25 protein-coding genes are annotated in these 24161 nt (G+C 66.6%); 14 read left to right on the top strand and 11 right to left on the bottom strand.

The window, feature by feature from the left end; translation table 11 throughout:
- The first annotated feature begins 35 nt into the window (after positions 1-35).
- From RZR99_RS23320 to RZR99_RS23305, 4 genes are read left to right on the top strand one after another with little or no spacing between them, the layout of a single operon-like run.
- Positions 36-257 carry a DUF7940 domain-containing protein gene (locus RZR99_RS23320; RefSeq protein ID WP_456061834.1) on the top strand — a complete coding sequence of 74 codons (222 nt, stop codon included), beginning with the start codon at positions 36-38 and terminating at the stop codon, positions 255-257.
- A gap of 39 nt (positions 258-296) precedes the next feature.
- Positions 297-1013: a lysozyme gene (locus tag RZR99_RS23315; protein ID WP_323122141.1), complete on the top strand. Its 717-nt coding sequence runs from the start codon at positions 297-299 to the stop codon at positions 1011-1013.
- Positions 1010-1333 (top strand): hypothetical protein, encoded by a 324-nt coding sequence (locus RZR99_RS23310; protein WP_323122140.1) that lies wholly within the window; start codon positions 1010-1012, stop codon positions 1331-1333. Before RZR99_RS23315 ends, RZR99_RS23310 begins: the two co-directional genes overlap by 4 nt.
- On the top strand, positions 1257-1520 hold the full coding sequence (locus tag RZR99_RS23305) for a hypothetical protein (protein WP_323122139.1): 264 nt from the start codon (positions 1257-1259) through the stop codon (positions 1518-1520). Before RZR99_RS23310 ends, RZR99_RS23305 begins: the two co-directional genes overlap by 77 nt.
- Positions 1521-1771: 251 nt before the next feature.
- On the opposite strand, the gene RZR99_RS23300 is transcribed toward RZR99_RS23305, so the two are convergent.
- The 4 genes from RZR99_RS23300 to osmF form a co-directional block, all read right to left on the bottom strand.
- On the bottom strand, positions 1772-2878 hold the full coding sequence (locus RZR99_RS23300) for a chitosanase (RefSeq protein ID WP_323122138.1): 1107 nt from the start codon (positions 2876-2878) through the stop codon (positions 1772-1774).
- A gap of 235 nt (positions 2879-3113) precedes the next feature.
- Positions 3114-4058, bottom strand: a complete 945-nt coding sequence (locus tag RZR99_RS23295) for a polysaccharide lyase family 7 protein (RefSeq protein WP_323122137.1) — start codon at positions 4056-4058, stop codon at positions 3114-3116.
- Between the two features lie 573 nt (positions 4059-4631).
- The gene (locus tag RZR99_RS23290; protein WP_323122136.1) at positions 4632-5654 is read right to left on the bottom strand and encodes a fatty acid desaturase; all 1023 of its coding nucleotides are present in this window, start codon (positions 5652-5654) and stop codon (positions 4632-4634) included.
- A gap of 46 nt (positions 5655-5700) precedes the next feature.
- Positions 5701-6624, bottom strand: coding sequence for a glycine betaine ABC transporter substrate-binding protein OsmF (gene osmF, locus RZR99_RS23285; RefSeq protein WP_323122135.1), 924 nt, complete (start codon positions 6622-6624; stop codon positions 5701-5703).
- 293 nt (positions 6625-6917) lie between these two features.
- Here osmF and RZR99_RS23280 point away from each other — a divergent pair, with 293 nt between their 5' ends.
- From RZR99_RS23280 to RZR99_RS23260, 5 genes are all read left to right on the top strand, one after another.
- Positions 6918-8018 carry a porin gene (locus RZR99_RS23280; protein ID WP_323122134.1) on the top strand — a complete coding sequence of 367 codons (1101 nt, stop codon included), beginning with the start codon at positions 6918-6920 and terminating at the stop codon, positions 8016-8018.
- Between the two features lie 18 nt (positions 8019-8036).
- On the top strand, positions 8037-8861 hold the full coding sequence (locus RZR99_RS23275) for a phosphate/phosphite/phosphonate ABC transporter substrate-binding protein (RefSeq protein WP_323122133.1): 825 nt from the start codon (positions 8037-8039) through the stop codon (positions 8859-8861).
- Between the two features lie 186 nt (positions 8862-9047).
- Complete coding sequence (locus RZR99_RS23270; RefSeq protein WP_323122132.1) at positions 9048-9512, top strand: VOC family protein; 465 nt, start codon at positions 9048-9050, stop codon at positions 9510-9512.
- 445 nt (positions 9513-9957) lie between these two features.
- On the top strand, positions 9958-10818 hold the full coding sequence (locus RZR99_RS23265; RefSeq protein WP_323122131.1) for a class I SAM-dependent methyltransferase: 861 nt from the start codon (positions 9958-9960) through the stop codon (positions 10816-10818).
- A 46-nt stretch (positions 10819-10864) separates the two neighbouring features.
- Positions 10865-11773: a hypothetical protein gene (locus tag RZR99_RS23260; RefSeq protein WP_323122130.1), complete on the top strand. Its 909-nt coding sequence runs from the start codon at positions 10865-10867 to the stop codon at positions 11771-11773.
- Positions 11774-11844: 71 nt separating this feature from the next.
- Here RZR99_RS23260 and RZR99_RS23255 read toward each other — a convergent pair whose 3' ends face one another.
- The 3 genes from RZR99_RS23255 to RZR99_RS23245 form a co-directional block, all read right to left on the bottom strand.
- Positions 11845-12240, bottom strand: coding sequence for a nuclear transport factor 2 family protein (locus tag RZR99_RS23255; protein WP_323122129.1), 396 nt, complete (start codon positions 12238-12240; stop codon positions 11845-11847).
- A 192-nt stretch (positions 12241-12432) separates the two neighbouring features.
- Positions 12433-13383 (bottom strand): MerR family transcriptional regulator, encoded by a 951-nt coding sequence (locus tag RZR99_RS23250; RefSeq protein ID WP_323122128.1) that lies wholly within the window; start codon positions 13381-13383, stop codon positions 12433-12435.
- A 300-nt stretch (positions 13384-13683) separates the two neighbouring features.
- Positions 13684-14121 (bottom strand): YciI family protein, encoded by a 438-nt coding sequence (locus tag RZR99_RS23245; protein ID WP_323122236.1) that lies wholly within the window; start codon positions 14119-14121, stop codon positions 13684-13686.
- Positions 14122-14539: 418 nt separating this feature from the next.
- On the opposite strand from RZR99_RS23245, the gene metG reads away from it, so the two are divergent.
- Positions 14540-16090: a methionine--tRNA ligase gene (gene metG / locus RZR99_RS23240; protein ID WP_323122127.1), complete on the top strand. Its 1551-nt coding sequence runs from the start codon at positions 14540-14542 to the stop codon at positions 16088-16090.
- A 274-nt stretch (positions 16091-16364) separates the two neighbouring features.
- Here the strand turns inward: metG and RZR99_RS23235 are convergent, their stop codons facing one another.
- From RZR99_RS23235 to RZR99_RS23225, 3 genes are all read right to left on the bottom strand, one after another.
- Positions 16365-16784: a DoxX family protein gene (locus tag RZR99_RS23235; protein ID WP_323122126.1), complete on the bottom strand. Its 420-nt coding sequence runs from the start codon at positions 16782-16784 to the stop codon at positions 16365-16367.
- 231 nt (positions 16785-17015) lie between these two features.
- Positions 17016-17414 carry a VOC family protein gene (locus RZR99_RS23230; RefSeq protein WP_323122125.1) on the bottom strand — a complete coding sequence of 133 codons (399 nt, stop codon included), beginning with the start codon at positions 17412-17414 and terminating at the stop codon, positions 17016-17018.
- Between the two features lie 425 nt (positions 17415-17839).
- On the bottom strand, positions 17840-18742 hold the full coding sequence (locus RZR99_RS23225) for a LysR family transcriptional regulator (RefSeq protein ID WP_323122124.1): 903 nt from the start codon (positions 18740-18742) through the stop codon (positions 17840-17842).
- A 181-nt stretch (positions 18743-18923) separates the two neighbouring features.
- Here RZR99_RS23225 and RZR99_RS23220 point away from each other — a divergent pair, with 181 nt between their 5' ends.
- Both RZR99_RS23220 and dkgB read left to right on the top strand, forming a co-directional pair.
- The gene (locus tag RZR99_RS23220) at positions 18924-20126 is read left to right on the top strand and encodes an MFS transporter (protein ID WP_323122123.1); all 1203 of its coding nucleotides are present in this window, start codon (positions 18924-18926) and stop codon (positions 20124-20126) included.
- 152 nt (positions 20127-20278) lie between these two features.
- Positions 20279-21088 (top strand): 2,5-didehydrogluconate reductase DkgB, encoded by an 810-nt coding sequence (gene dkgB, locus RZR99_RS23215; protein WP_323122122.1) that lies wholly within the window; start codon positions 20279-20281, stop codon positions 21086-21088.
- 31 nt (positions 21089-21119) lie between these two features.
- Here the strand turns inward: dkgB and RZR99_RS23210 are convergent, their stop codons facing one another.
- Complete coding sequence (locus tag RZR99_RS23210; RefSeq protein WP_323122121.1) at positions 21120-21761, bottom strand: HD domain-containing protein; 642 nt, start codon at positions 21759-21761, stop codon at positions 21120-21122.
- A 123-nt stretch (positions 21762-21884) separates the two neighbouring features.
- Between RZR99_RS23210 and RZR99_RS23205 the strand changes: the two genes are divergently transcribed.
- Positions 21885-22841 carry a GlxA family transcriptional regulator gene (locus RZR99_RS23205; protein ID WP_323122120.1) on the top strand — a complete coding sequence of 319 codons (957 nt, stop codon included), beginning with the start codon at positions 21885-21887 and terminating at the stop codon, positions 22839-22841.
- An 861-nt stretch (positions 22842-23702) separates the two neighbouring features.
- Positions 23703-24161, top strand: a 459-nt coding sequence (locus tag RZR99_RS23200; protein WP_323122119.1) for a contractile injection system protein, VgrG/Pvc8 family, incomplete at its 3' end; no start/stop codon positions are given.

Genomic DNA, 24161 nt, shown 5'->3' with positions numbered 1-24161 from the left:
GATGGCCGACAACTGGCGCACGCTGCACCGTCATCGTGAGCGGCGCGCTCGCGGTCGTAACGGCCGCCGGTCCGGCGATCGTTGAGGCGTGGAACTCTATGCCAGCCGACCTGAAGGAACTGCTTCCGCAGGGCGTGCAGCGGTATGCGGCATTCGTCGCGTTCGCGTTGATCCTCGTCGTGCGCTACACCGCGGTGCGGCGCGTGGTGCCGTCGGACGCGGCCGCCGCGCAGGGAAACGGCGATGGCGCTCAGTGATCTCTTCCGCTCGATCGCTCGATCGCTCGGCTGTTCGGCGTGAATCCGGCTCCGGTCGTTGATGTGCCGGCACCCTCGATCGAGTCGATGCAAATAAACATTGCGGTTTCCGGTGCATCACTGCCGGTCGCGTCTGACACGGGTTGCGCGACTGGTGGAACGGAAATCGTGCCGGCTGTACCGCAAAACGCTCCACCCGATACGGCCGATGACGCTTGGCTCGCGCTCTGCCGCGCGCTGTCGCAGCATTTCGAGAACTGCTACCTGACCGCCTATCCCGATTCGGCGTCGCCGCTCGGGAAGGCGCTGCAAGCGCGTGGCCTCTGGTACAGGGTGCTCGGCGGCGGACCGATCCCGAGCGATCCGGTGCTGCGCGCGCTGAGCGGCGCGCCGTGGACGTGCGGGTGGGGATCGACAGGGTCGGACGTACGCGAGGGAACCGTCTGGACGCAGGCGACGGCCGACGCGCGCCACGACGTGAACCTGCGCGCTGCGGCCGCGCTCTCCAGCATCGTGAACAACGTAGGGCCCGGCCGCGCGCGGTGCGCCGGCGATCCGGGCCGCGACGGCATCATCACGTTCGCCAGCGGCCAGCCGTCGACACTGCTTCGGCACCTGAACATTGGTGACATGACCGGCGCAGCCGACCAGTTCCCCGTCTGGAACAAGGGCGGCGGCGTCGTACTGCCCGGCCTCGTGCGCCGGCGCGCGGCCGAGCGCGATCTATTCCTTACCGGCCACTGGAGCGAAGCATGACAACGATCCTCATCACCCTGCTCGGCAAGTTCTGGCCGGTTCTCGTCGGCGCGCTCGGCGTGGCAGGCGGCATGCTGTTCGGCTGGATCAAGACGAAGAGCGCCGCGACGAGTGTCGCACAGGCCGGACAGCAGACCGCGCAAGCGCAGGCTGCTGCCGCGCAGGCGCGCGAGCAGGTCGCACAGTCCGCGAATGCGGAAGCCCAGGCGAATGCCGGCGCGGCCGCCGCAAAGGAGAGAAACGATGCAGATACGAACGTTGGTGCTCTGCCTGCTGGCGGTGCTGAACAACAGTTGCGCAACGACTGGCAGCGCGACTAAGCCGGCCGCGGCGCCGTGCGAGCCGCAGATCGTCACGAAGACGCGGATCGTCGACACGGCGTGCGACTGGGCGCGTCCGATCTACGTCAGCAAGACCGATGTGCTGAGCGACGACACCGCGCGCCAGATCCTCGCGCACAACACGGCCGGGGCAAAGAACTGCGGCGGGAAACCGAGCGGAAAATAGCCGAACCCGCGCGCGATCATATGATCCGCGCGCGCCGCATTTCTTCCGATTCGATTCCGGCCAGAAATTTTCCAAGTGCTACGCATTCATTACGCACGACGCGCTATAACCCTTGCAGTTACTGGGGAGTCGTTTTCCGGTCCCCGGCACCATTTGCTGTCTTCAGGCGGCGTCAAAACATCCCGAAACCCGCATCGGCGACCGAGCCGGCGCGGTTTTTTTTGCGCTGCGCGCGGCCGCGCCGCCGCACGTCAATGCATCTGCCAGTTCGTCACCCTGACGATCGCGGCATCGACATTCTTGAGGCTCGTCTTGCCCTCCTGCATCAGCGTGCTCCACTCTTGCACGCGATGGGTGCCGTTCGGCGGCTGATTGTAGTCGTTCGTGTCGACCACCTTCGTGCGCTCGGCGTAGAACTTCGTCATGAACGTCTTCTCGTCCACGCTGTTGCCCGAACGGGCCAGCAACCCCTGCAGCGAGTTCCTGTCGCCCGTCGCGCCTTGATTGAGGGCGGTGTCGGCGAAGGAGCCGATGGTCAGCGCCGAGCCGAAGCCGCGCTGCCGGGCCTGCTCCACGCTGTATCCGATGTAGACGTTGTAGAACGTGCGCCACATGGCCTCGCGCCAGTTCGCATCGCTTTGCAATTTCTCGATCTTCCCGCAGAACACCTTGCCGCTGTCGGTGATCTTCAGGATGGATCCCGACATGCTGCCGTGCGCACCGATTCGCGTCAGGCCGCCCTGAATGCTCGGGTTCGCCGCACCGCTGACGGCGTCGTACTCCTTGAACAGGGCCGGCGCGTCGGGGCCCGTATCGTTCGGGCCGCCCGTCGTCGCGCCGAAAATACCGATGGTGTAGCCGCGATCGTCGGTCAGTTTCTCGCAATAGCCGTAGTACTTCGTCCAGTCGAGCGAGTCCTGCTCCGGCTTGTTGATCAGCTTCATGATGTTGTCCCATTGCTCGCCGTCGAGCCCGGTCTTCGACTTCAGAAACTGAAGCGTGGCCGGCGAGAAATTGGCATCGTGGTCGAGCTGCCGGGCATCGATTCCGAGCGCGGCACAAGCCGCGCCCGCAACCCACGGCTGGCCGCTGCCGTCGAGACCGCTATTGGACGACGGGGCATTGCCCTGGGTCCGGTACGCGGCCGTGTAGTTCGTCCCCTTGTCGCTGACGACGTTGCCGGACTGATAGATGCTGTTGCCCGACCAAGGCGTGTCGCAGGTCTCCGCCTGTGCCGGTTGCCCCGCATTGCCCGGCACGGCGGGCTGCGCGCGGACGCCCCAGGACGACGCGAGCATTCCGGAAAAGGCGATGGAAAGGGAAATGACTTTCAGCGTTTGAATCGACGTTTTTTTCATCTTGAACGCTCCATGGTGAGTGTCTTCTTTGGACAAACGACAAACGGTGCCGCCTCGCGATCGAAGCGATTCGCGATTTTCAAAGTGGACAGCATGGCCGCACGCGATCCTTGCGCGCCATGATGTCGATGCCGGGGGACGCCAATATCAATGCACGGCGGGTGGTGCGGGCAGCATTCCGGGGCAAGTGGATCCGCTTGCGGTCCGGAGGCGCTGCCGGGGTGAAGGCGTTCGTCTAGCGATGGGTCAAGGCAAGCGCATAGAATTTCACGACGGTGCCCGGAACCGTCAGCGGCGGGCCCGAGGTGGCGGTCTGATCGTAATTGCCGGCCTTGAAGTAGAACGTTTCTCCGTCGAAGCTGGGATCCATCGTAAAGGATCGACTGGCGCCGTTGATCTTCACGCCTATCGTCGTTCCGCTCAGACTCAGGTCGTAGCTGAACGGTTTTCCCGGCGGAACGTTCGCCAGCCGATAGGTTTTCGATTTCCCACCCTGGTTCGTTTCCTCGAGCAGAAGCTGCGCAATCCCTCCCGACGTCACTTGCAGCTCGCACAGTGGTTTGCTTGGACCGGCGCCCTGGAAAATCTGTCCGATGGTGGTGTGGTCGGGTACCTGGACCACGGAGACGGTCGCGCTGAGCGTGTTCGTTCCGTTCGTCGGCCATGTCGCGTTTTCACGCAGCTCCGTTCGCGGATGTTGAGATCCCGAGGTAGTCCACCCACGTTCGGGATCCATCATGACCATCGCGCCATCCGATTGGTCAGTATAGAAGTAGTCCCGATTCGTGTAGCCGGCCTTGAGGCTATCTCCGTCCACGGTGTCGACGCTGCCCGACGCACCGGTGGGCAACTGCAGCGTGAAGGGCGCAAGGTTGAAATTGAAACCGGGGGGATTCCCGGGGGTCAAGGCCGGCAGAGCCGCATCGGAGATCCGCTCGATCGGCTTCATGGAGGCGGCGGACGCTACATCCGCCGGATTGTCGCCGCCGCATGCCGAAAGCGCGCATCCCAGCAACGCGCCGACAAGGACGTTCATCATCGAAGCGCTCATGATTCCCTCTCTTATTTTTCTGCATGGGGGATGGCGGATGGGCAATGTGTTCTCATTTTCGGCCACGTGAAATACCGGCATTTCGTTTTTCGAAATGCGGCTTCGAATGCGGCCGTTGCTCGATGCCATCCGACGATCTTCCCGGCGGATGATCCCACTAAAAGTCCGGAAGGGAAATCAATTTGTTTAGAGGGTCTTGATGGCGGTCTTGCGATGGCCGTTGCAGGCTTTGGATGGATCGTTTCCCGTATTTGCCGGGCATCGTTTCGATTGAGCGAGACAATCCGGAAGTTAATCCGGGCGGCTGTGCGGGTCGTTATTCTCGTGAGAATAATCGACCATTCTGGTTGAGCGGGTGCTTGTCGAACGGGAAGTACAACCCCTGCAGCCGCGGCCGATGGTGATACACGAGAGGGTCGTTGTTGTTCGGGAAATCCTCGGAGCGTTCGGGAGAATGGTGTCGAGGAAGGCGTAGAGACCAGACGGGGGCAGCCGAGGTTGGGTGTCGCACAGCGTGCGGCATACGGACGATGCCGACAGCATGGTTCAGCGCACGAACGGTGCCGAGCGTAGCGTCGGTTTCGAACGAAGAAGTGCGATGAAAATTTGCCGACGGGCCTGTCATTAATTTCGTGTTCGAGGCATATCATGACGCCAATGAGACGTTGCGCTCGCCCGGCTTCATGTTCGTTCTATGCAACCTCACGTACTCACCTGCACACACCCATCGACCACCGCCACCCGCCCACCGCCCGCCGACACGGCCACCGTCGCATGCCGGAACGGATGTTCGGGGGCATCGGTCGGCCGCCACGCATGGCGTCGCAGCAACGCCCCATAGCCGCCGCGAATCACGAACCCTCCGCACTTCTGCGCATACGCGTCGCGCCGCATCCGGTAGGCGAGCGGGAGGTAGAACCAGGGCAGCCGCGGCAGATCGTGATGCACGAGATGGTAGTTGTTGTTCAGATACAGCAGGCGCATCGCGAACCCCGCTTCGTTGATCGCGATACGCGCTTTCGGATGGAGGACCGCGCGATGCTCGTACAGCGAGCGGATGGTCGAAAGCGACAGGGCGGGCCACGTCACCGCGAGCAGGTAATACCACCACGGTATCCCGATCCAGCGCTGCAGCCAGGCCAGCAGCGCGACGATGCAGATGCCGTGCGCGGCCCACATCGGCAACGCTCGCAGATCGCCCCGCGCGAAGCGCGAAGCGGCGTGCGCGAACATCGCGGCAACGCTCGCCGGCGGCCCGATCACCATCCGCCCGACGAAGGTCTTGCGCGCGATCCACAGCGCCCGCCGCCAGCGAGGCAGCGACGCCCAGCTGCCGCGCGGCACGTAGTTGGTTTCGGGGTCGACGCCCGGCACCGTCAGGTCCTCGTCCCGATGGTGTTCCAAATGCGTATCGCGATACAGCGCATACGGATACCAGATCGCGAGCGGCGGATAGCCGAGCAGCCTGTTGATCCGCTCGGAGCGCGTCGGATGGCCGTGCAGCAGTTCGTGCTGGAGCGACAGGTGCCATGCGCACAGCACGCTCAGCGCCGGCGTGGCGGCGATGAGCGGCAAGCGCTCGGCGCGCACGAGCAGCAGCACGGCGAGCCAGCCGCCGTAGATGACGGCGATCAGCAGCCAGGTCGGCCACTCGGTCCGTGCGGCAAAGCGGGTATCGAGCGCGCGAATCGCGTTCGCGTGGTCTACGTCGAAATATTCGGCCATGGCGCGGGCGGGACGCGGGCGGCGGCGCGGCCGCCCGCGTCCGACATTATTGGACGAAGCCCCTCGCTTTCAGGTAGCTCGATGCGACGGCCGCGGCCGGCTCGCCATTCAGCTGGATGCGGCTGTTGAGCGTCTGCAGCGTCTTCAGATCGAGACCGGCGAATACCGGCTTCAGGTAGTCGGCGATCTCGGGATGCGCTTTCAGCACGGCTTCCCGCACGACCGGCGCGGGCGCGTAGACTGGCTGCACGTTCTTGTCGTCCTCCAGCACGACGAGGCCGGCCGATGCGATGCCGCCGTCGGTGCCGTACACCATCGCCGCATTCACGCCGTCGGTCTGGTTCGCGGCCGCCTTGATCGTGGCGGCGGTATCGCCGCCCGACAGCGCCAGCAACTGGTCCTGCCGCAGCCGGAAGCCGTAGGTTTTCTCGAACGAGGGCAGCGCCGACGCACTGTTGACGAACTCCGCCGACGCGGCGAGCTTCACCTTGCCGCCGCCGCTCACCCATTTGCCGAAATCGCTGAAGCGCTTGAGCCCGTTCGCTTTCGCGACGGCGCCGAGTACCGCCACGCCCCACGTATTGTTCGCGGGAGCGGGCGTCAGCCAGACCAGGCGGTTCGCGGCGTAGTCGAGCCGCTTCGCCGTCTCGTAGCCCTGCGCCGCATTCTTCCATACGGGATCGTCCGCCTTGTTGAAGAAGAATGCCGCGTTGCCGGTGTATTCCGGATAGATGTCGACCTCGCCGGTCGTCAGCGCCCGGCGCACGATCGGCGTGGTGCCGAGCCCGATCCGGTCGGTGACCGCGAGGCCGTGCGACTTCAGCACCTGCGCGATCAGTTGGCCGAGCAGGTTGCCTTCGGTGTCGATCTTGGAGGCGACGGTGATCGCGGGTGCCGCATGTGCCGCGGCCGAGGCGGCGACGGCAAACGTGACGACGCCGGCCAGACGGAGCGATCGGAGGATATTCATCGGTAGCGCAAACTCCTGCTGGATGCGTGACAGTGCAGACGATAGCGGTGCTGTCCGCGTTGAAAGTGACGGAATGCGCACTTTAGCGAATTCGCGCCGGCCGGCCAATCAACGGATTGGCATTTGCTTATCGCGTCCGCGCGTTTCGGCGGCCGGCACGACGGCGCGCGCCGGCCTGGAAAAATGGAAATCCAATCCTCGATTCGTTCGTTGGCGAGCGGCGCCGCCGCCGTTATAGTCGCGTATTCGCCCGACGCGGCGCCCGTTTCCCTCCCGATACTTCGCTCTCCGCAATGAAGAAAATCCTGCTCTCGCTGCCGCTCGCCGCTGCCCTGAACGCCCACGCGCAAAGCAGCGTCACGCTGTACGGCATCGTCGAGGACGGCTTCGATTTCGTCAGCAATGTGCAAGGTTCGCATCTTGCCCAGCTTGCGTCGGGCGTGACGGCCGGTAGCCGCTGGGGCGTGCGCGGCAGCGAGGATCTCGGCGGCGGACTCTCGGCGATCTTCCGCCTCGAAAGCGGCTTCGACATCAACTCGGGGCGGCTCGGCAGCGGCCTCGCGTTCTCGCGCAATGCCTACGTCGGGCTGAGCGACACCCGGCTCGGCACGCTGACGCTCGGCCGCCAGTGGGATTCGATCGTCGACTACGTCGAGCCGTTCACGCTGAACGGCAACATCGGCGGCTACTACTTCGCGCATCCGAACGACATGGACAATACCGACAACGGTTTCCCGATCGCGAACGCGGTGAAGTACCGGAGCCCGACGATCGCGGGCTTCACGTTCGGCGGTCTCTATTCGTTGGGCGGTATCGCCGGCCAGTTCTCGAACAACGCGGTGTTCAGCGCGGGGGCCAGCTATGCGGCCGGCCCGATCGGCGCGGGGATCGGCTATCTGCGCATCAACAACCCCGGCGTATCGACGCAGGGCTACCAGAACTACCCGGGGTTCACGAACGCGATCTACGGCGATTACCTGAATGCGGCGCGCGCGCAGAAAGTGTTCGGCGTCGGCGCGTCGTATCAGGTGCTGCCCGCCGTCAAGCTGCTCGTCGATTTCACGAACACGATCTTCCAGCAGGGCAGCGCCGGGCACGACGCGACGTTCCAGAACTACGAACTGTCGACCATCGTCACGCCGCGCCCGGCGTGGACGCTGTCGGCGGGCTATACGTACACGACGGGCCGGGATCACGCGACCGACGCCGCGCCGAAATACAGCCAGTTCAACCTGAGCGTCGAGTACGCGCTGTCGAAGCGCACCAGCGTCTATGCGATGGGCGCGTATCAGAAGGCGGCGGGCGATGCGCCGGTCGCGCAGATCGCCGGCTTCAATCCGTCGTCGGACCAGAAGCAGGCGGTCGGTCGCGTCGGCGTGCGCCACGTGTTCTGACGGCGGGAGGCGCGACGCATGAGCGGCTGGGTGGCCGGACTGCCGATGTACAACGTGACGCCGCGGCACGCCGCGCTGTGGCGCGCGCTGCTGGCCGACGTGCTGGATTCGTTCGCGCGCGCGGGCGGTCCCGGCGACGTCACGGTGCTCGACGAGCCGTTCGGCGACCTGCTGCCGCTATGGCGTCGCGGCGACCTGCTGCTGTCGCAAACCTGCGGCTATCCGTACCGGATGCTGGGGATCGGCGACGTCGCACGGCTGATCGCGACCCCGGTGTTCGATGTGCAGGGCTGCGAAGGAGCGGCGTATTCCAGCACGATCGTCGTATCGGCGCGCGCGCACGCGGCGGGTGCGACGACGCTCGCCGCGTGCCGCGGCCTGCGCGCCGGATACAACGGCGACGATTCGCACAGCGGCATGAATGCATTCCGGCACGCCGTCGCCCCGCATGCGCTCAACGGCCGCTTCTTCGCGTCGGCGACGGCGTTCGGCTCGCATTTGAACGTGCTGAGCGCGCTGGCGGCGGGGCAGGCGGATTGCGCGGCGGTCGATTGCGTGACGCTCGCCTATGTGCGCGACGGGCTGCCGGATCTGCTGCGCGACATCCGAGTGATCGGGGCAACGGCGCGCGCGCCGGGATTGCCGCTGATCGCGTCGGGTGCGCTCGGCGATACCTCGGCCGCCGCGCTGCGCCACGCGCTCGATGTCGCGCTCGCCGCCGATTCCGGACGGGCCCGCACGCTTCGGCTGCTCGGCTTCGAGACGCTTGCGCCGGACGACTACGCGGCTATCGGACGCTTCGCCGACGAAGCCGCGGCGCTGGGATATCCGGTGCTGCGTTGAACGGACGCCCGCGGCACGAGGCTGTTCGCCTCGCGTCGATCCCGAGGGCGCGGTGCCGGAGCTGTCCGGTGCAACGCGGCCGCGACGGGGCGTTCACGCGGATCCCCGCATCTGATAATCTCCGCGGCACGGCGCGCCCACGGCGCGCGCATCGACCACGCGGACACCGCGCCGCCTGACGAGACCGTGCATCCTGTCAAGCATCGCCTTGCAGCTTGCCTCTGGCTCAATCGTTGCAGCGTCAAGATGGAAACCACGTTGTCTGCACCGCGTCGCGTCGCGTTCGGAAGAATCGCGCCGTGCATCGCCGTTCAGGATCTCGACCGGAGCCTCGGGTTTTATTGCGGGGTGCCGGGATTCCGCAAGGTCGTCGAGAACGGCAATCCCGTCGGCTTCGTCATTCTGAGAAAAGATGAAGCCGAAGTGCATCTGTCGTACGACAAACGCCACCGCGCATCGACCCATCACGTCGCTCAGCTGATGGTCGACGATGCCGCCGCGCTGCACCAACGCAGCATGGCGAGCGGCGTTCGCATCATCAAGTCGGTCCGGGACGCGGACTTCGGTCTCGGATGCTTCGTGATGGCGGATCCCGACGGAAACCGCATCGATGTCGGCCAACCGTTTCCGCAGGCCGGGGACGGTGCCTGAGCGGATGTCCTCGAGTGCGTTCGCCTGAACGGGCGCCGCCGAGGGCGCGGCGTCCGCGAGTCCGTTTGCTGTGCCGAGGGATTCGCGGACGTCGGTCCGTATCGAAGCGATTCGGGACGATGGGCTCACGTGTCGGATCCCTCCGGCAGGCCGATGCCCGGTAGCGGCAGCGCGGCTGAAGGGGCGGCGGTCACCGCGCGCCGACCGATCGAGATCTCCGGCCCCCCCTGCGCGAAGGCCGCCTGAATGTGTCTCTACCCGATCCGACATCCCATGTGTCGACGCATTCGAGCCGGTGTATTCTTGCTGCTCACCGCGCGCGCATGCCGATTCCGTGCGAAGCGCGCTTCGTCCATCGTCACGAACTGGACACATCGTTTTTTTGCCGGCGGGGTGCCGTGCCTGCGAGCGGCCTGGGGCAAAGACGCGCGAACCGGAGACACCCATGAGCGACAAGCAAGACGCGGCACCGGACAGCACGGCGGCGCGCGTGGCCCTGTGGCGCGCGCTGCACGTCGAGGCGGATGCGCCGCCGCATGTGCTGGAAGACGACGTCGGTCTCAAGCTGTTGGCCCCGGGTCCGGACTGGCGCAGCCGCGGGGACATGGATCCGCAGTTCACGCGGCCCTTTCGCGCATCGATCGTGGCGCGCGCCCGCTTCATCGAGGATCTCGTCGCCGAGCAGGCCGGCCGCGGACTGGCGCAATACGTGATCCTCGGCGCGGGCCTGGACAGCTTCGCGCAGCGGCGGCCGGAGATTGCCTCCCGGCTCAAGGTGTTCGAGGTCGACCAGCCGGGCACCCAGGCATGGAAGCGCCGGCGCCTGATCGAGCTGGGTTACGGCGTGCCGGACTGGCTGCGCTTCGTGCCGGTCGATTTCGAGGCGGGCGAGGGCTGGCGGGATGCGCTCGCGAAGGCGGGCTTCGACGGCGGCACGCCGGCGATCGTGGTGTCGACGGGCGTCAGCATGTACCTGACGAGAGAGGCGAACGCGGCCAAGCTGCGCGAGGTCGCAACGCTGGCGCCGGGGTCGACGCTCGCGATGACGTTTCTGCTTCCGCTGGAACTGGCGGATCCCGAGGTGCGCCCCGGGCTCGAGATGGCGGAGAAGGGCGCAAGAGCCAGCGGCACGCCTTTTCTCAGCTTCTTCACGCCGCCGGAGATCCTGGCGCTCGCGCGCGAAGCGGGCTTCGGCGCTGCGCGGCACGTTTCGGCGGAGGATCTCACCCGGCGGTATTTCGCGCACAGGGCCGACGGCCTGCGGCCGCCCAGCAATGCGGAGGAATTGCTGGTGGCGAGTACCTAGCGTTTCACCACGATCCGTTCGCCCCACGCAGACAGGAACCCCAGCCATGACGATTGCGGACGACCTCGGCCGGCTCATACGGACCCACGACGACGAACCGGACGCAGCCGCCGATGAGCTTCGGACGTTGGCGGAAAAGGCGTTGCCGGCCGATCAACTCGGCCGTTTCTCGTGGCTGGTCGCTCACGTGATCGGCGAGCGGTGCAATCGCTGGCCGGAGGCTTGCGAACTGATCGCCAAGGCAACTTCCGGCCACGCATCGCCGGCGATGCCGGTCTTGCTCAACGCGGCGGTCTGCGCGCATCTCGCGGGCGATCTTCTCGCGGGGCTGGCGTGGGAGCGCCGCATGGCGCAGCAGGGTATGCGGGCCGAGCAAGCGGCGGTCGCCGTGCGGGCGGCAGCCTTGAGCTTCATGCTGACGCGAGCGAGTGCGCCGGCCGTTGCGGCCGGTTTGCGGACGGTGATCGACAGCATCGAACGATGGGACGACGCGAGCGCGGCCGATGCGCTGGCCGGCGCCAGTCTCAACAACGTCGTATCCGCGCTGATCGAACAGGACGACGAGATCGTCGGTCTGGCGGAGGTCCGGGGTGCGATGGTCGAGGGCGCCGCCGTCGCGCGCAAGCGCTGGCAGCGGGCGGGAACCTGGGTCAACCGGGAGCGGGCCGATTATCTCTGTGCGCTCGTGTTCAATCGCGTGGGAGACCACGCGAAGGCCCTCGACGCGGCTGAACGCGGTCGGCAACTGATCGAGTCCAGCGGCAGCGAGGACGTCGACCGCGCGTTCCTGCTGCTCGAATCCGCCCAGGCGCTGTACGGCCTGTCGCGCCACGCGGAGGGTGCCGAACACCTGAGCCAGGCGGAGAATCTGGCGCAGGCATGGGACGACGTCTCGCTGAAACAGTGGTTCGACGGCAAAGCGCGTCCGGTTCGCCATCTCGCGGGCTCGAGGTGAACCCGGGTTGGCGAAAGACGGCGGCATCCCGGCGAACAGCGGAGCGCTGAACGCCTCTCTCGACGTCTCCCTCACGTTACGATTTCGGTCGACTGATACGCGATGTTTTGCCATCGGCCTTCGTGTCTGGCCCAGATCGACAGGAAGCGCGCCTGATAATCGAATCGCTCCGCGCCGTTGCGTCCCGAAGCGCGCCAGCGGCCGATCGCGACGATGGTATGGCCATATGAACGAACCTCGAGCTGATCGACGGCCGCACGGTTCCAGTGACGCGTGCCGCCCCGGTAGGACGCGAGCGTGTCGGCTTTCGTTTCGACGGCGCCGCCGGGCTGAACGATGACGTAGTCGGGGTGGCGCAGCCGGTCGATCACGTCGAGCCCGCGATCGAGGTTCAGATGGGCGGCGGCGAGCGTATGCTCGGCCTGCTCGACGGTACGCAGATCGTCGTCGGCGGGGAAGGCGGACATGGCGTGGTTCCTGTTCATGGGCCGCGGACGGCGACGGTGCGGGCACGGTCGCACGATCGGTATTCGGCCGTCGGCGATCGATCGCATCGTGGGTTTCCACGGCGATGTCATGACCGGGGAGGGTTGCCGCGGCCGCGTGCGTTGTGCGACCGACCGCTCGCGGCGCAGCCGGTGTTCGGTTCGCGCCGGCGATCATGCCGGCTCGGGGCGGCGGGCGATGCGCGCCCGCACCTCGGGCGATGCCAGGCACGTCGCGACCGCCTCGTAACCCGGCGTGCCTGGATAAGGGGCGACGCGCATGGGCGGACTGTGATTGGCCGGACACAGGATGATGGCCTCATCGGGGCCGACTGCCCTCAGGTCGAGGATGGCCGACGAGCGCGTCATCAGGAAGACGGGGCGATCTCCGGCCGTCGCGCACCGGCGAAGCGAGGCGATCAGCGCCTGCTGGGTGGGCCGGTCGAGATTCTGCTCGATCATGTCCACGACGAGGCCCGCCGGGCCTTCCGCTTCCAGCCCCGCGAGCAGGGCGATCAGCGCATCGGATGCGCTCGCGCCAACGTCGACGAGCCGTTGCAACGCCCGGTCGACGCGCGATCGCAGCGTCGCATCGGATCGCAGCCGCGCTTTCGCCGCCGCGCCGCCGCCTTCCAGCCGTTCCAGGCCCAGGAAGGCCGCACCGGGCAATGCCTCGGCCAGCCGCAGGGCCAGCCGCGTCTTGCCGCTGCCCAGCGAGCCGATGATGAAGTTCAGCGGGCGGATGTCATGCAACGCGAACCACTCTCCGCCCCAGGGCCAGGGCAGCGCGAACGCGACACCGTTTCCGGACGTGCGCTCGAGCAGGTCCGCCAGTTCTCCGCCGGCGGGCATCCGGCCTCGGGCGAGATCGGCACGGAGGCTTCGCACCTTGTCCAGTTTCCCGACGGTCCCGCGAATCGCGTCGTCCAGCACCGCTTCGTGGGCCGCCAGCGCCGCGACCTCGGCCGCGCGAACCATGTGGCCGGGGCCGTACGCCCGGTATCCCGCGGCGGTTCGGCCCGGCACGACCAGCCCGTGCTGCTCGTACAGCCTCAGGGCCTTGATCGACACGCCGAGCCGTTTTGCCGCTTCTGACGCGTTCAGGCCGGGGGCGGGAATCGTCATCGCTCACCTCTTGATCGTTGATACACGGGAACCAGCATGAGGGCGGCCCCAGGGGCCGAGTCAACGGTTGCTGCCTGGCGCGCCCGTCGCCGTGTCGAGATCGTCGCGGCGTGAAATGTCCTCGCGACCGGATCGCCGCGTGCGCGACCCGCCCGCGGCGCCCGAGCGGGGGCGGCACGAGCGTCGCGCCGGGCCCCGGGCGGAGGGCGCGAAACGGGGCGCCCGGGTCGAGCCCGCGCCCGCAGGCGCGACGGCTCGAACGGGACGCCCCGCGCCGATGCCCCGTGCTTGCCGTCGACGTCAGCGCGGCCGGTTCGCCGCGCGTTCGGCTTCGGCGCGCAGGCGCGCTTCCTGAGCCTGCAGTTCGGGCGTGAGTGCGGCGCCGAAATCGGCGACCTCGTACAGGGGCCGAATTTCGATATCGGAGTCGCTCTCCATCGGGTTGGGGCAGCGTTTGACCCATTCGACGGCCTCTTCCATCGACGCGACCTGCCACAGCCAGAACCCGGCGACGAGTTCCTTGACTTCCGCGAACGGCCCGTCGGTCACGGTCCGCCCGCTGCCCGAGAATCGCACCCGCTTGCCTGCGGCGCTCGGGCGCAAGCCTTCTCCCGCGAGCAGCACGCCTGCCTTGGCGAGCGCTTCGTTGAATTTGCCCATGGCGGCGAGCAATTCCGCGCCGGGCATCTCGCCGGCTTCCGACTGGCTTGTCGCTTTCACCATCACCATTACGCGCATCGTCATGCTCCTGGAACGAAAGGTTGAAGCCGCGCGACACCGTGGTCGATGCCGGAATGCTCGGCGGCTCTGATGCTACGACGAATCGGAACGGCTGAAATCGACATTGCGGCGCGCGCCGTGCGCCGCCTGCGCGGTCTTGCCCGACGGACCAGGCGCGGGGCGGCCCGGCAGCGGAGCCCCGGCAGCCGTTCTGTCCCCGCGCTGGACACGTGCCGGAGATGCTGGCAGGATTCAAGGCACTTCAGCCGACTCCACCGATTCGCCGCCACCTGCAAGCCGATGAAAATTCAAGCCGCCAACGCGCCCGTTCATTCGATGTGCCTGTTCCTGGAAGGATCTTCCCCCGGGCGCTGAGGGCTTTTTTGCTTCTAGAAAGGGACGCCGCGGGCGTCCCTTTTTCTTTTCCGGAGCCGCAATGACGCATCGATACATCACCACCCCCATTTACTACGTGAACGACCGTCCGCATCTGGGCCATGCGTACGCCAGCATCCATGCCGACGTGATGGCCCGATACCTGCGGGCGGCGGGCCATCGCGTGCTGCTGCTGACGGGCGCGGACGAGCACGGCGAGAAGATCGCCAAGGCCGCGATGCAGGCCGGCGAGGATCCCCGGGCGTTTGCCGAGCGGCACGCGCAGGCGTTTCAGGACACCTGGCGGCGTCTGTCCGTCGAGCCGGATCGCTTCGTTCGCACAACCGCGCCCGAACACGCGCGCGTCGTCGCGGAATGCCTGACGCGGTTGTTCGATGCCGGGGAGATCTATCTGGCCGATTACGAAGGGCTCTACTCGGTCGGCCAGGAGCGCTTCGTCACGGAAAAGGAACTCGTGGACGGCAAGCTGCCGGAGGACAAGGAGCCGCCGGTGCCGCGCCGGGAGCCCAATTATTTTTTCCGGATGGAAGCGCATCGCGACTGGATCCGCCGGTTGCTGCTGGACACGCCGGACCTGATACAGCCCGCGCAGTACCGCAACGAAATACTGAAGCTGCTCGAGGCGCCGATCGGCGACCTGAGCATCTCACGGCCGGCGGATCGGCTCGCGTGGGGCATTCCGATCCCGTGGGATCCCGGGCATGTGACCTACGTCTGGTTCGATGCGCTGCTGAGCTATGTCTCGCCGCTGGGGTATCCGGACGAGCCGGCTTTCCCGGCGTTCTGGCCGTCGGTGCGCCATATCATCGGCAAGGACATCCTGCGCACGCATACGCTGTTCTGGCTGAGCATGACCCGTGCGCTGGGCATCGCGCCATACCGGCGTCTCCACGTTTCCGGGCATCTGCTGGGCGCCGACGGGCGGAAGATGAGCAAGTCGCTCGGCAACGGCGTCGATCCGCTGACGGCGGCCGATACGTACGGCATCGACGCGTTGCGCTATACCCTCATCCGGGAGGTGAGTTTCGGCTTCGACGGGATCATCAGCGATGCCGTCATCGAGCAGCGCCTGAATCGCGATCTGGCCGACGATCTCGGCAACCTCGCTTCGCGCACGTTGTCGATGGTGGTGAAGTATCGCGGTGGGCGCGTACCCGCGCCGCAAGCGCATGGCGAGAGCGAGAGGGCAATCGTCGCGCGATCGGCGGCGCTGCCTGCCGTCGTCCTCGCGCTCGTCGACGAGATGAAGATCGGCCGGGCGGCGGAGCAGGTGATGGAATTCGTGACGCTGCTCAACGGTTATGTCGCGAGCAGCGCACCGTGGGTTCTGGCGAAGGACCCCGGCTCGGCTGGCCGGCTGGACACGGTCCTTTACACGCTGATCGAGGCGCTTTACAGCGTGTCCAATCTGCTGTTTCCGATCATGCCGGGCAAGATGCACGCGTTGCAGACGCTGCTCGGCGTTTCCGGCGCCCCCGGCTGGGCGGTGCCGTGGGGCGAGGGTGTCGGACCGGGGAGCCGGGTCGACGAGGGCATCCTGTTTCCGAAGCGATCGGACGGCGCGCGCGCCCGGGTGCATGGGAGCGAATAGACGGGCGGTGGCCGTGCGCGACACGCATCGGCACGCGCGTGGCCATTCGAAGCGGCCGATGCGCGAGGCGTCGCGCTCGCCGGTTCGGAGAATCCGGGCCGCGTGGATTTCCCGCGCGAGCCCGGATGTCATCCCGGCATCCGAATGCATGCCGTCTCGCGCGATGCGCCGCGATCTCTTCCGCCGATGCGCTTTCGCGCGCTACCGTTTCAACGGAACGGACCTCAGGCGGAAAGCTCGCATGTGCGTGTTTTCCGCCTTCTCATCGACGTACTCAAGCACGCTCTTGCGTCGGGCGCGTGCTCCAGAGGATGCACCACAGCAGCAGAACCTGAACGACCAGCCGCAGCAGAAGCAGGCTCGGCGCAAAGGTCGGAAACAGCGCCGGGTGCTGCCACATGTAGACGTTGGCCGGCGTGACGCACAGGGTGAGGAGCGCCAGCCCGTACCCGGCGAGCTGGCGGGTCGGTCTGAGCAGGATGCCGATCGCCCCCAGCAGTTCGAACACCGCGCTGATGTAGACCGCCGCATACGGATGAGGAATAGAGGGCGGCACGATGCTCACGAAGAACGGGGTCATGACGAAGTGGCCGATGCCTCCGGAGAAGAACCAGACGAACACGACGAACAGCCCGATTTTCTTCGGCATGCTGAGGGCGGCGGTATCGGTCGCGGCAGTGGAAGGGGCGTGCATCCAGTCGCTCCATGAAGGGATAGGCCGCCGTGATCGGGCGGGTGAGGGCGGCAGGTGCCCGGCGTCAGGCAAGGGCGCCGGATTCGCTTGCCCGCCCGCGAATGACGGGAACAGGGGCGGGGATCGCGCCGTATTCGCGGATCCTAGCCCGCGACCTGCGTTTAATACACGCTTGTAGGGAAAGTAGTCTAGAAAGGGGCGTCGACGCGCGCCGCGACACGTTCGCGTCCGTCAGTCGTACTCCGCCACCTCGACGAGATTGCCGTCCGGGTCGCGAAAGTAGATCGAGCGCATCGGTCCGCGCGCGCCGCGGCGCGCAACGGGGCCCGTCTCGATCTCGACGCCTCGTGCGTTCAGGTGCGCTACCACCTCGTCCAGCGGGACGGCGGCGATCAGGCAGAAATCGCCCGATCCGAAGGTCGGCGCGCGCGCCTTGGTGGGCGTGTCGGTGCTGGGATCCTGGAGATTGATCTTCTGATCGCCGAAGCACAGCGCATGGCGCGGCTGCCCCTCCGGCCCCCGGAAGAACTCGCGCTCGAGGCCGAGGTTCTGTGCATAGAACTGCGCGGCGGCTTCGATGTCGCTGACCGTCAGCACGAGGTGATCGATGCGCTCGACGAGTGGCTTCATGGTGTCGCTCCCGGGGAGTGGGTCCGTTTGGAAACCGGTGTCTGAGAAGGGCGTCTCGCCGCGTCGATCGACAATCGGCGCGATGCACCTGCGGATTCTACAAAGTATGCGACGGGGCCGGTGTGCGCGTCATGCGGTCCGCTTGAGCGGACCACACCGGGACCCGGCGCGGCGCGGGAGCGGGCGTTCGATTCCGCGAGCGATTTCATGGGGCCGCTTTCGGGACACGGTGCCGGGGGGCGCACCGGCATTGCCCACCCTCCGGCCTGACCGGGAGCGATCCCGCGAAGACCGATCCGCGCGCATCGCCGCCGTCGGCGAGCGTCCGCCCATGCTCCCGCCAAGCCGGCCGCCTGCGGGGCGGCGCCCGTGAAGACTACGCTTCGCTCAAGGTCGCATCCCTGTCGCGAAACGCCAGGTATCGATCACCGGTGCAGCGCCAGCGCATCGACCGCTTTCGCGAGATAGTCGACGAACGACGCGATGCGCGACGAAATCGCGGTATTGCGGTAGTAGACGGCGTTGATCGGCTGGCGGCTGTCCTGGGTCTGGCGGACGAACAGCGGCACGAGCCGGCCCGCGTCGCGATCCTCGCGCGTCATGAAATCCGCCATGCACGCGATGCCCGTGCCCTGCAGCGCGAGCTGCCGCAGCGTCTCGCCGCTCGACGCCGCGAGGGTCGGGGTGATCCGGTACGGCTCGTTGTCCGGCCCGAGCAGCGGCCACACGTTCAGCGATTCCGGCTGGTTGAAGCCGAGCAGCGTGTGCCGCGCCAGATCCTCGACCTTGCGCGGCTGGCCGTGCGCCTCGATATAGCTCGGGCTTGCCAGCAGCCGCAACCGGCTGGCGCCGATCGGCCGGCTGTGCAGCGTCGAATCCTTCAGGCGTCCGATGCGGATCGCGACGTCCGTGCGCCGTTCGAGCAGATCGATGATGCCCTCGTTGCTGTTGAGTTCCAGCTCGACCTGCGGGAACCGTTCGCGATAGCCGGCCACGAGCGGCACGATCACGTGCAGCATGTACGGCGTCGCGGCATCGATGCGCAGGCGTCCGGACGGCCGTTCGCGGCGCGCGGCCATCTGCTCCTCCGCGGTCTCGACCGATTCGATGATCGCGCGCGCGTTCTGCAGGAATGCGTGGCCTTCGTCGGTCAGTTCGAGGCGGCGCGTCGTGCGCCGGAGCAGCGTGGTGTTCAGCTTCGCCTCCAGCCGCCCGAGTGCCCGGCTGGTGGCCGAAATGGTCTGGCCGAGCTGTTCGGCCGCGGCCGTGATCGAACCGGAATCGACCACCACGGCAAAGGTATGCAGTTCGTCGAGGGTGACTTTCATATTTGATTTGAATTCAAAAGTATTTCCTTTTTATACTACTTTTTGTGCAAAAGTAAAGCGCGCACACTGCGTCAAGCCGTCGATGCGCCCGGACCTGCCGGACGCCGCCGCGCGGCGATACACGCAACGAGCGCGACGGGCCGGCCGATTCCGGGCCGCCGCGCGCAACCGGATACCCACCATGACTGACTCCGTTCATCCGTGCGCACCGGCGGCCGGCTCTTCCTCGCTGCCGCTGCTCGCGCTGGCGGTCGGCGCGTTCGGCATCGGCATGACGGAGTTTTCTCCGATGGGGCTGCTGCCGGTGATCGCCGGCGGCGTTCACGTGTCGATTCCGACCGCCGGCATGCTGATCAGCGCCTACGCGATCGGCGTGATGGTCGGCGCGCCGCTGATGACGCTCGCGCTGTCGCGCTGGTCGCGGCGTTCCGCACTGATCGTGCTGATGAGCATCTTCACGCTCGGCAACCTGCTGTCCGCGATCGCGCCGGACTACACGACGCTGCTGCTGGCACGCCTCGTCACGAGCCTGAATCACGGCGCGTTCTTCGGGCTGGGTTCGGTGGTCGCCGCGAGCGTGGTGCCGAAGCACAAGCAGGCGAGCGCGGTGGCGACGATGTTCATGGGGCTCACGATCGCCAACGTCGGCGGCGTGCCGGCCGCCACCTGGCTCGGCCAGACGATCGGCTGGCGGATGTCGTTCGTCGCGACCGCCGGGCTCGGCGTGCTCGCGATGGCCAGCCTGTGGCTCGCGCTGCCGAAGGGCGAGGCCGGCCGGGCGCCGAACCTGCGCGCCGAGCTGGCGGTGCTGACGCGCCCGGTCGTGCTGGCGGCACTCGCGACCACGGTGCTGGGCGCGGGCGCGATGTTCACGCTCTACACCTATATCGCGCCGACCCTCACGCAACTGACGGGCGCGTCGCCGGGCTTCGTGACGGCGATGCTGGTCCTGATCGGGATCGGCTTCTCGATCGGCAACATCGCGGGCGGACGCTTCGCCGACCGCTCGCTCGACGGCAGCCTGATCGCGTTCCTGGCGCTGCTGATCGCCGTGATGCTGGCTTTCCCTGCGCTGGCCGCGACGCCGGCGGGCGCGGCGGCGGGCCTGCTCGTCTGGGGCGTGGCGACGTTCGCGGTGGTGCCGCCGCTGCAGATGCGCGTGATGCGGGCCGCCGTCGAGGCGCCCGGCCTCGCGTCGTCGGTGAATGTCGGCGCGTTCAATCTCGGCAACGCGCTCGGCGCGGCGGCGGGCGCGTGGGTGATCGCGAACGGGTTCGGCTATGCGGCCGTGCCGCTGATGGGCGCACTGATCGCCGCCGCGGGGCTCGCGCTCGCGCTGGTGCAGGTTGCGCGCCGCCGGCGGACCGTCGAAGCGGCCTGCTGAGCGCGGAGGCGGGGTGCGTCGGACGGACATCGCGTAGTTCGCCGGATGCCCGTCGCCGGATGCCCGTCGCCCCCTTCCCGCCATCGCGCGGGCCGCGGCGGGCGGTCGACACGCAGCGGCCCGCGTTGACAACTTTTTCTGGAGCACACGACATGACACTTCGCATCCCCGCGTTCGGACTCGGTACGTTCCGCCTGAAAGGGCAAGTGGTCGTCGATTCGGTTCGCAACGGCCTTGAACTCGGCTATCGCAGTATCGATACCGCGCAGATCTACGGCAACGAAGCCGAAGTGGGGCAGGCCGTGGCGGCCTCCGGCATCGCGCGCGGCGACCTGTTCCTGACGACCAAGATCTGGGTCGATCACTTCGCGCGCGACCGGCTGGTGCCGAGTCTGGAGCGTAGCCTGGAGCACCTGCGTACCGATCACGTCGACCTGACCCTGATCCACTGGCCGGCGCCGGGCCAAGGCGTGCCGCTCGAGGAATTCATGGCCGCGCTCGCGGACGCCCACGCACGTGGGCTGACGCGGCAGATCGGCATTTCGAATTTCAACATCGCGCTGACGAAACAGGCGATCGCGGCCGTCGGCAAGGAGGCGATCGCGACCAACCAGATCGAACTGAGCCCGTACCTGCAGAATCGCAAGCTGGTCGAATTCCTGCGGGCGGAGGACATCCACGTCACGTCGTATATGACGCTCGCGTACGGGAAGGTGCTCGGCGATCCGGTCATCGGCGCGATCGCGGCGCGGCACGCGGCGACGCCGGCGCAGGTCGCGCTCGCGTGGGCGTTGCAGCTCGGCTATTCGGTGATTCCGTCGTCGACCCGGCGCGACAACCTGGCGAGCAACCTGCTCGCGCAGCAATTGCGCCTGTCCGACGAGGACATGGCGCAGATCGCGGCGCTCGAACGCAACGGCCGCGCGGTCAGCCCGGACGGCCTCGCGCCGCAATGGGACTGAACGGGGTGCGCCGGGCGACGCCTCTGCGGGTTCAGCTTGTCCAGGCCGAGCCGCGAATCACGCGGCAGAAGTTGCCGGGCGCGAACGCCGGATCGCGATCCGCGATGACGTCGGCCTTCACGTTGCCGAACGTCGTGTCGGGCTTGTGCTTGATCCCGTCGTAGAACGCCTGGAGGATGTCCTCCTTGAAACGGTCGCCGCGCGGATGCGCGTCTACGATCGCATTGCGTTCGGCGTCGCCGTACTCGGAATAGGTCAGCCCCAGCACATCCATCTCGACGCCCGCCGTGACGAGCGCGACGACCGGATGCATGTGCTGCGGGATGCCGGGCGTCGTATGCAGCGCGATCGCGGTCCATACCGTGTCGATGTCCTGCTGGTCGATACCGTGGCGCTGCAGGAAGGCGCGCGCCGCGTTCGCGCCGTCGACCTCGAAGCGCTCGCATGCGCTGCTGTGCCGGTGCGTGAGCCCCATGTCGTGAAACATGCAGCCGCAGTACAGCAGTTCGGGGTCGAACGTCAGGCCGCGCCGCTTGCCGGCCAGCGCGCCGAAGTAGAACACCCGGCTCGAATGATGGAACAGCAGGGGTGAAGCGGTATCCCGGACGAGATCGGTGATCTCGCGGGCGAGTCGGCTGTCGGGAATCCTCACGCCGTCGATATCCAGGCTCATGATCCAGTCTCCGAAGAAGCAGGTCTTCATTCTCATGCCGCCCGGGTCTGTCCTCAATAGACGTGATACGTCATATACTGCCATTTCGCGCAAATCTCCGACATCCATCCGGCGAGGTGAAACATGGCCCGATCCATCGCGATCCTGGCATTGCCCGGGGTCCAGCTGCTCGACGTTTCCGGGCCGCTCGACGTGTTCGCGCAGGCGAACCTCGAGGCGGGGCGGGCCGCTTACGCGCTGAGCGTCATTGCTTGCGAACGGGGGCCGATCTGCAGTTCGTCGGGTGCGCGGCTCATGCCGGACCGGGTGGCGGGCGAATCGGACGAACGTTTCGACACGCTGCTGATCGCCGGCGCGCCGCATGCCGAGCGGCTTGCGTTGCCGCTCGCGGTGCTCGACTGGATTCGCGCAACGGCGCGCCGGTCGCGGCGTTACGGCTCGGTGTGCACGGGGGCCTTCGTGCTGGCCGCGACAGGGCTGTTGGACGGCCGCCGGGCGACCACGCACTGGGCGTCGGCCGAGGCGCTGGCGGCGCGCTATCCGGGCGTGACGGTCGAGGCGGACGCGCTGCACGTGCGCGACGGCAAGCTGCATACGGCGGCCGGCGTCACGGCGGGACTCGATTTGGCGCTGGCGCTGGTCGAGGCGGATCTCGGGCGCGAGATCGCGATGCGGGTGGCCGCGCACCTGGTGATGTTCTTCAAGCGGCCGGGCGGCCAGTTGCAGTTCAGCCGGAAAGGCGAGGCCCGGCCGGCGGGCCGTTCGGTGCTGCAGGAAGTGCAGCGCTGGGTGGTTGCGCACCCGGGGTTGCCGCACTCCGTCGAAGCGCTGGCCGAGCGTGCCGGACTCAGCGCGCGCCATTTCGCGCGGCTGTTCCGCGCCGAGTTGGGCGTCACGCCGGCGGCGTGGGTGGAGCTCGCGCGCGTGACGGCTGCGCGGGAGTTGCTGGAGCGCGGCGGCGGCGCCCCGAAGCAGGTTGCCGCGAAGTGCGGCTTCGCGAATGCGGATACGCTGCGCCGCGCGTTCGTCAGGCACGTCGGCGTGACGCCGGCGGAGTATCGCCGGCGCTTTGGCGGGTGACCGGCGTGGGGCGGTCGTCGCGAGGCAGTGGGCCGCCGGCCAGAAAGCACGCCGTTGGGGCGTTCGGGAAAGCACGTCAACTGGCGAGAAGCCGCGAACTTTGGTTCGCCGTACGCGGGAAAGGATCGGGTTCCGGCTGTTGCTTTTTTAGCGTGCAACAGACATTCCTTAGACAGCACCACCGGATGAGTAGTCAAGGACTCAGCGCGTTCCCGGAAATTGACCATTCGTGCTCGGTGGGCACAGGTTCGCGACTACGCTCCCCCCGTTGTGAAAGCCACCGATAGACCGGTTCGTTCTTTGAACAAGGATGTCTCATCAATCGCAAGATCGTGACTTCATCCGTTACCCGAGAAGTTTAAAGGGGGCTGGGAATGGATACGGTGTGCCGAATGCGAGCGACGGATGCTGGAGAGCGTATCGATGGGCCGACGCCGAGGCGGCTGGAAGCCTTCGCGCGATTGCCACGGTTGTTCTTCCCAACGCCACCTGCGAAATAGTCGAAGCGTCGAGAGGGTCGACGATCTGGCGATCGTACAGGGCGGAAGGAACCGATCGCTTTCCATTTGAACGGGGAGACGCAACCGGGTGGAGCATCTTGATTCGGGTGCCGAGAAAAGGGAACCTGCCGTCGAGGAGACGGCAGATCGAGATGCCAAGGGCCGATTTATGCGAAGCCAAATCGGGAAGCTCCGATGTCGAGGCGCTCCCCGACACCACGGTAGGCAAATCGGAACCTAATATCCGTTAAATATTGTCAAATTTATTGCATGAGGTGCCGATTTTCAGTTTTTGTCGACGGTTTTGTTATCCTCACATGAGAAAACATGGCGGCCCGGTCAATGCATAGGCGGTTCGTTCATGTTCAATTCAGTCAACAACACTGAGAGAACAGCGGTGGCGATCAGCGAAACACTACGCAGCTTCGCGTTGGGGGCGGTCGACTGGAACAATCGACCGGTCGCTCTGAATTTCGGCAAGGCGCAGCGCGCAGTCGGTCATCTGCTGGCACTACAGCACGCCCGTATTCACGAAGGGCTGATGACGGGTATCGACGGGCATCTGACCTGCGTATCGGCCCGCCATGACCTTGCGCCTCAATTGCTCCTGGGTTTGCCTGTTTCGGTGCGGCTCGTCACGGACCGTGGCCAGGTGCATACCGTCAACGCGATTATCAAGGATGTGCAGATCGGATCGTCGGACGGCGAACTGACTGTTTATCAGTTGTCCATCAGCGATGCGTTGTCGCTGATGGACAAGCGGACCAACTCCCGCGTGTTCCGCACGAAATCCGTCGTCGATATTCTGAATGTGATGCTC

This window comes from Burkholderia alba, from assembly GCF_034721475.1.
Lineage (GTDB): Bacteria > Pseudomonadota > Gammaproteobacteria > Burkholderiales > Burkholderiaceae > Burkholderia > Burkholderia alba.
This window is presented reverse-complemented; position numbering and strand designations above follow the sequence as displayed.

Excerpts from the sequence above, each read along its gene's own strand:
- RZR99_RS23255 (WP_323122129.1), bottom strand. The coding sequence starts at position 12,240 with ATGTCCGCCTTCCCCGCCGACGACGATCTGCGTACCGTCGAGCAGGCC.
- RZR99_RS23260 (WP_323122130.1), top strand. The coding sequence starts at position 10,865 with ATGACGATTGCGGACGACCTCGGCCGGCTCATACGGACCCACGACGAC.
- RZR99_RS23305 (WP_323122139.1), top strand. The coding sequence starts at position 1,257 with ATGCAGATACGAACGTTGGTGCTCTGCCTGCTGGCGGTGCTGAACAAC.
- RZR99_RS23205 (WP_323122120.1), top strand. The coding sequence starts at position 21,885 with ATGGCCCGATCCATCGCGATCCTGGCATTGCCCGGGGTCCAGCTGCTC.
- RZR99_RS23220 (WP_323122123.1), top strand. The coding sequence starts at position 18,924 with ATGACTGACTCCGTTCATCCGTGCGCACCGGCGGCCGGCTCTTCCTCG.
- RZR99_RS23300 (WP_323122138.1), bottom strand. The coding sequence starts at position 2,878 with ATGAAAAAAACGTCGATTCAAACGCTGAAAGTCATTTCCCTTTCCATC.
- metG (WP_323122127.1), top strand. The coding sequence starts at position 14,540 with ATGACGCATCGATACATCACCACCCCCATTTACTACGTGAACGACCGT.
- RZR99_RS23290 (WP_323122136.1), bottom strand. The coding sequence starts at position 5,654 with ATGGCCGAATATTTCGACGTAGACCACGCGAACGCGATTCGCGCGCTC.
- osmF (WP_323122135.1), bottom strand. The coding sequence starts at position 6,624 with ATGAATATCCTCCGATCGCTCCGTCTGGCCGGCGTCGTCACGTTTGCC.
- RZR99_RS23275 (WP_323122133.1), top strand. The coding sequence starts at position 8,037 with ATGAGCGGCTGGGTGGCCGGACTGCCGATGTACAACGTGACGCCGCGG.
- RZR99_RS23280 (WP_323122134.1), top strand. The coding sequence starts at position 6,918 with ATGAAGAAAATCCTGCTCTCGCTGCCGCTCGCCGCTGCCCTGAACGCC.
- RZR99_RS23265 (WP_323122131.1), top strand. The coding sequence starts at position 9,958 with ATGAGCGACAAGCAAGACGCGGCACCGGACAGCACGGCGGCGCGCGTG.
- RZR99_RS23225 (WP_323122124.1), bottom strand. The coding sequence starts at position 18,742 with ATGAAAGTCACCCTCGACGAACTGCATACCTTTGCCGTGGTGGTCGAT.
- RZR99_RS23295 (WP_323122137.1), bottom strand. The coding sequence starts at position 4,058 with ATGGCATCGAGCAACGGCCGCATTCGAAGCCGCATTTCGAAAAACGAA.
- RZR99_RS23310 (WP_323122140.1), top strand. The coding sequence starts at position 1,010 with ATGACAACGATCCTCATCACCCTGCTCGGCAAGTTCTGGCCGGTTCTC.
- RZR99_RS23250 (WP_323122128.1), bottom strand. The coding sequence starts at position 13,383 with ATGACGATTCCCGCCCCCGGCCTGAACGCGTCAGAAGCGGCAAAACGG.
- RZR99_RS23210 (WP_323122121.1), bottom strand. The coding sequence starts at position 21,761 with ATGAGCCTGGATATCGACGGCGTGAGGATTCCCGACAGCCGACTCGCC.
- RZR99_RS23230 (WP_323122125.1), bottom strand. The coding sequence starts at position 17,414 with ATGAAGCCACTCGTCGAGCGCATCGATCACCTCGTGCTGACGGTCAGC.
- dkgB (WP_323122122.1), top strand. The coding sequence starts at position 20,279 with ATGACACTTCGCATCCCCGCGTTCGGACTCGGTACGTTCCGCCTGAAA.
- RZR99_RS23235 (WP_323122126.1), bottom strand. The coding sequence starts at position 16,784 with ATGCACGCCCCTTCCACTGCCGCGACCGATACCGCCGCCCTCAGCATG.
- RZR99_RS23245 (WP_323122236.1), bottom strand. The coding sequence starts at position 14,121 with ATGCGCGTAATGGTGATGGTGAAAGCGACAAGCCAGTCGGAAGCCGGC.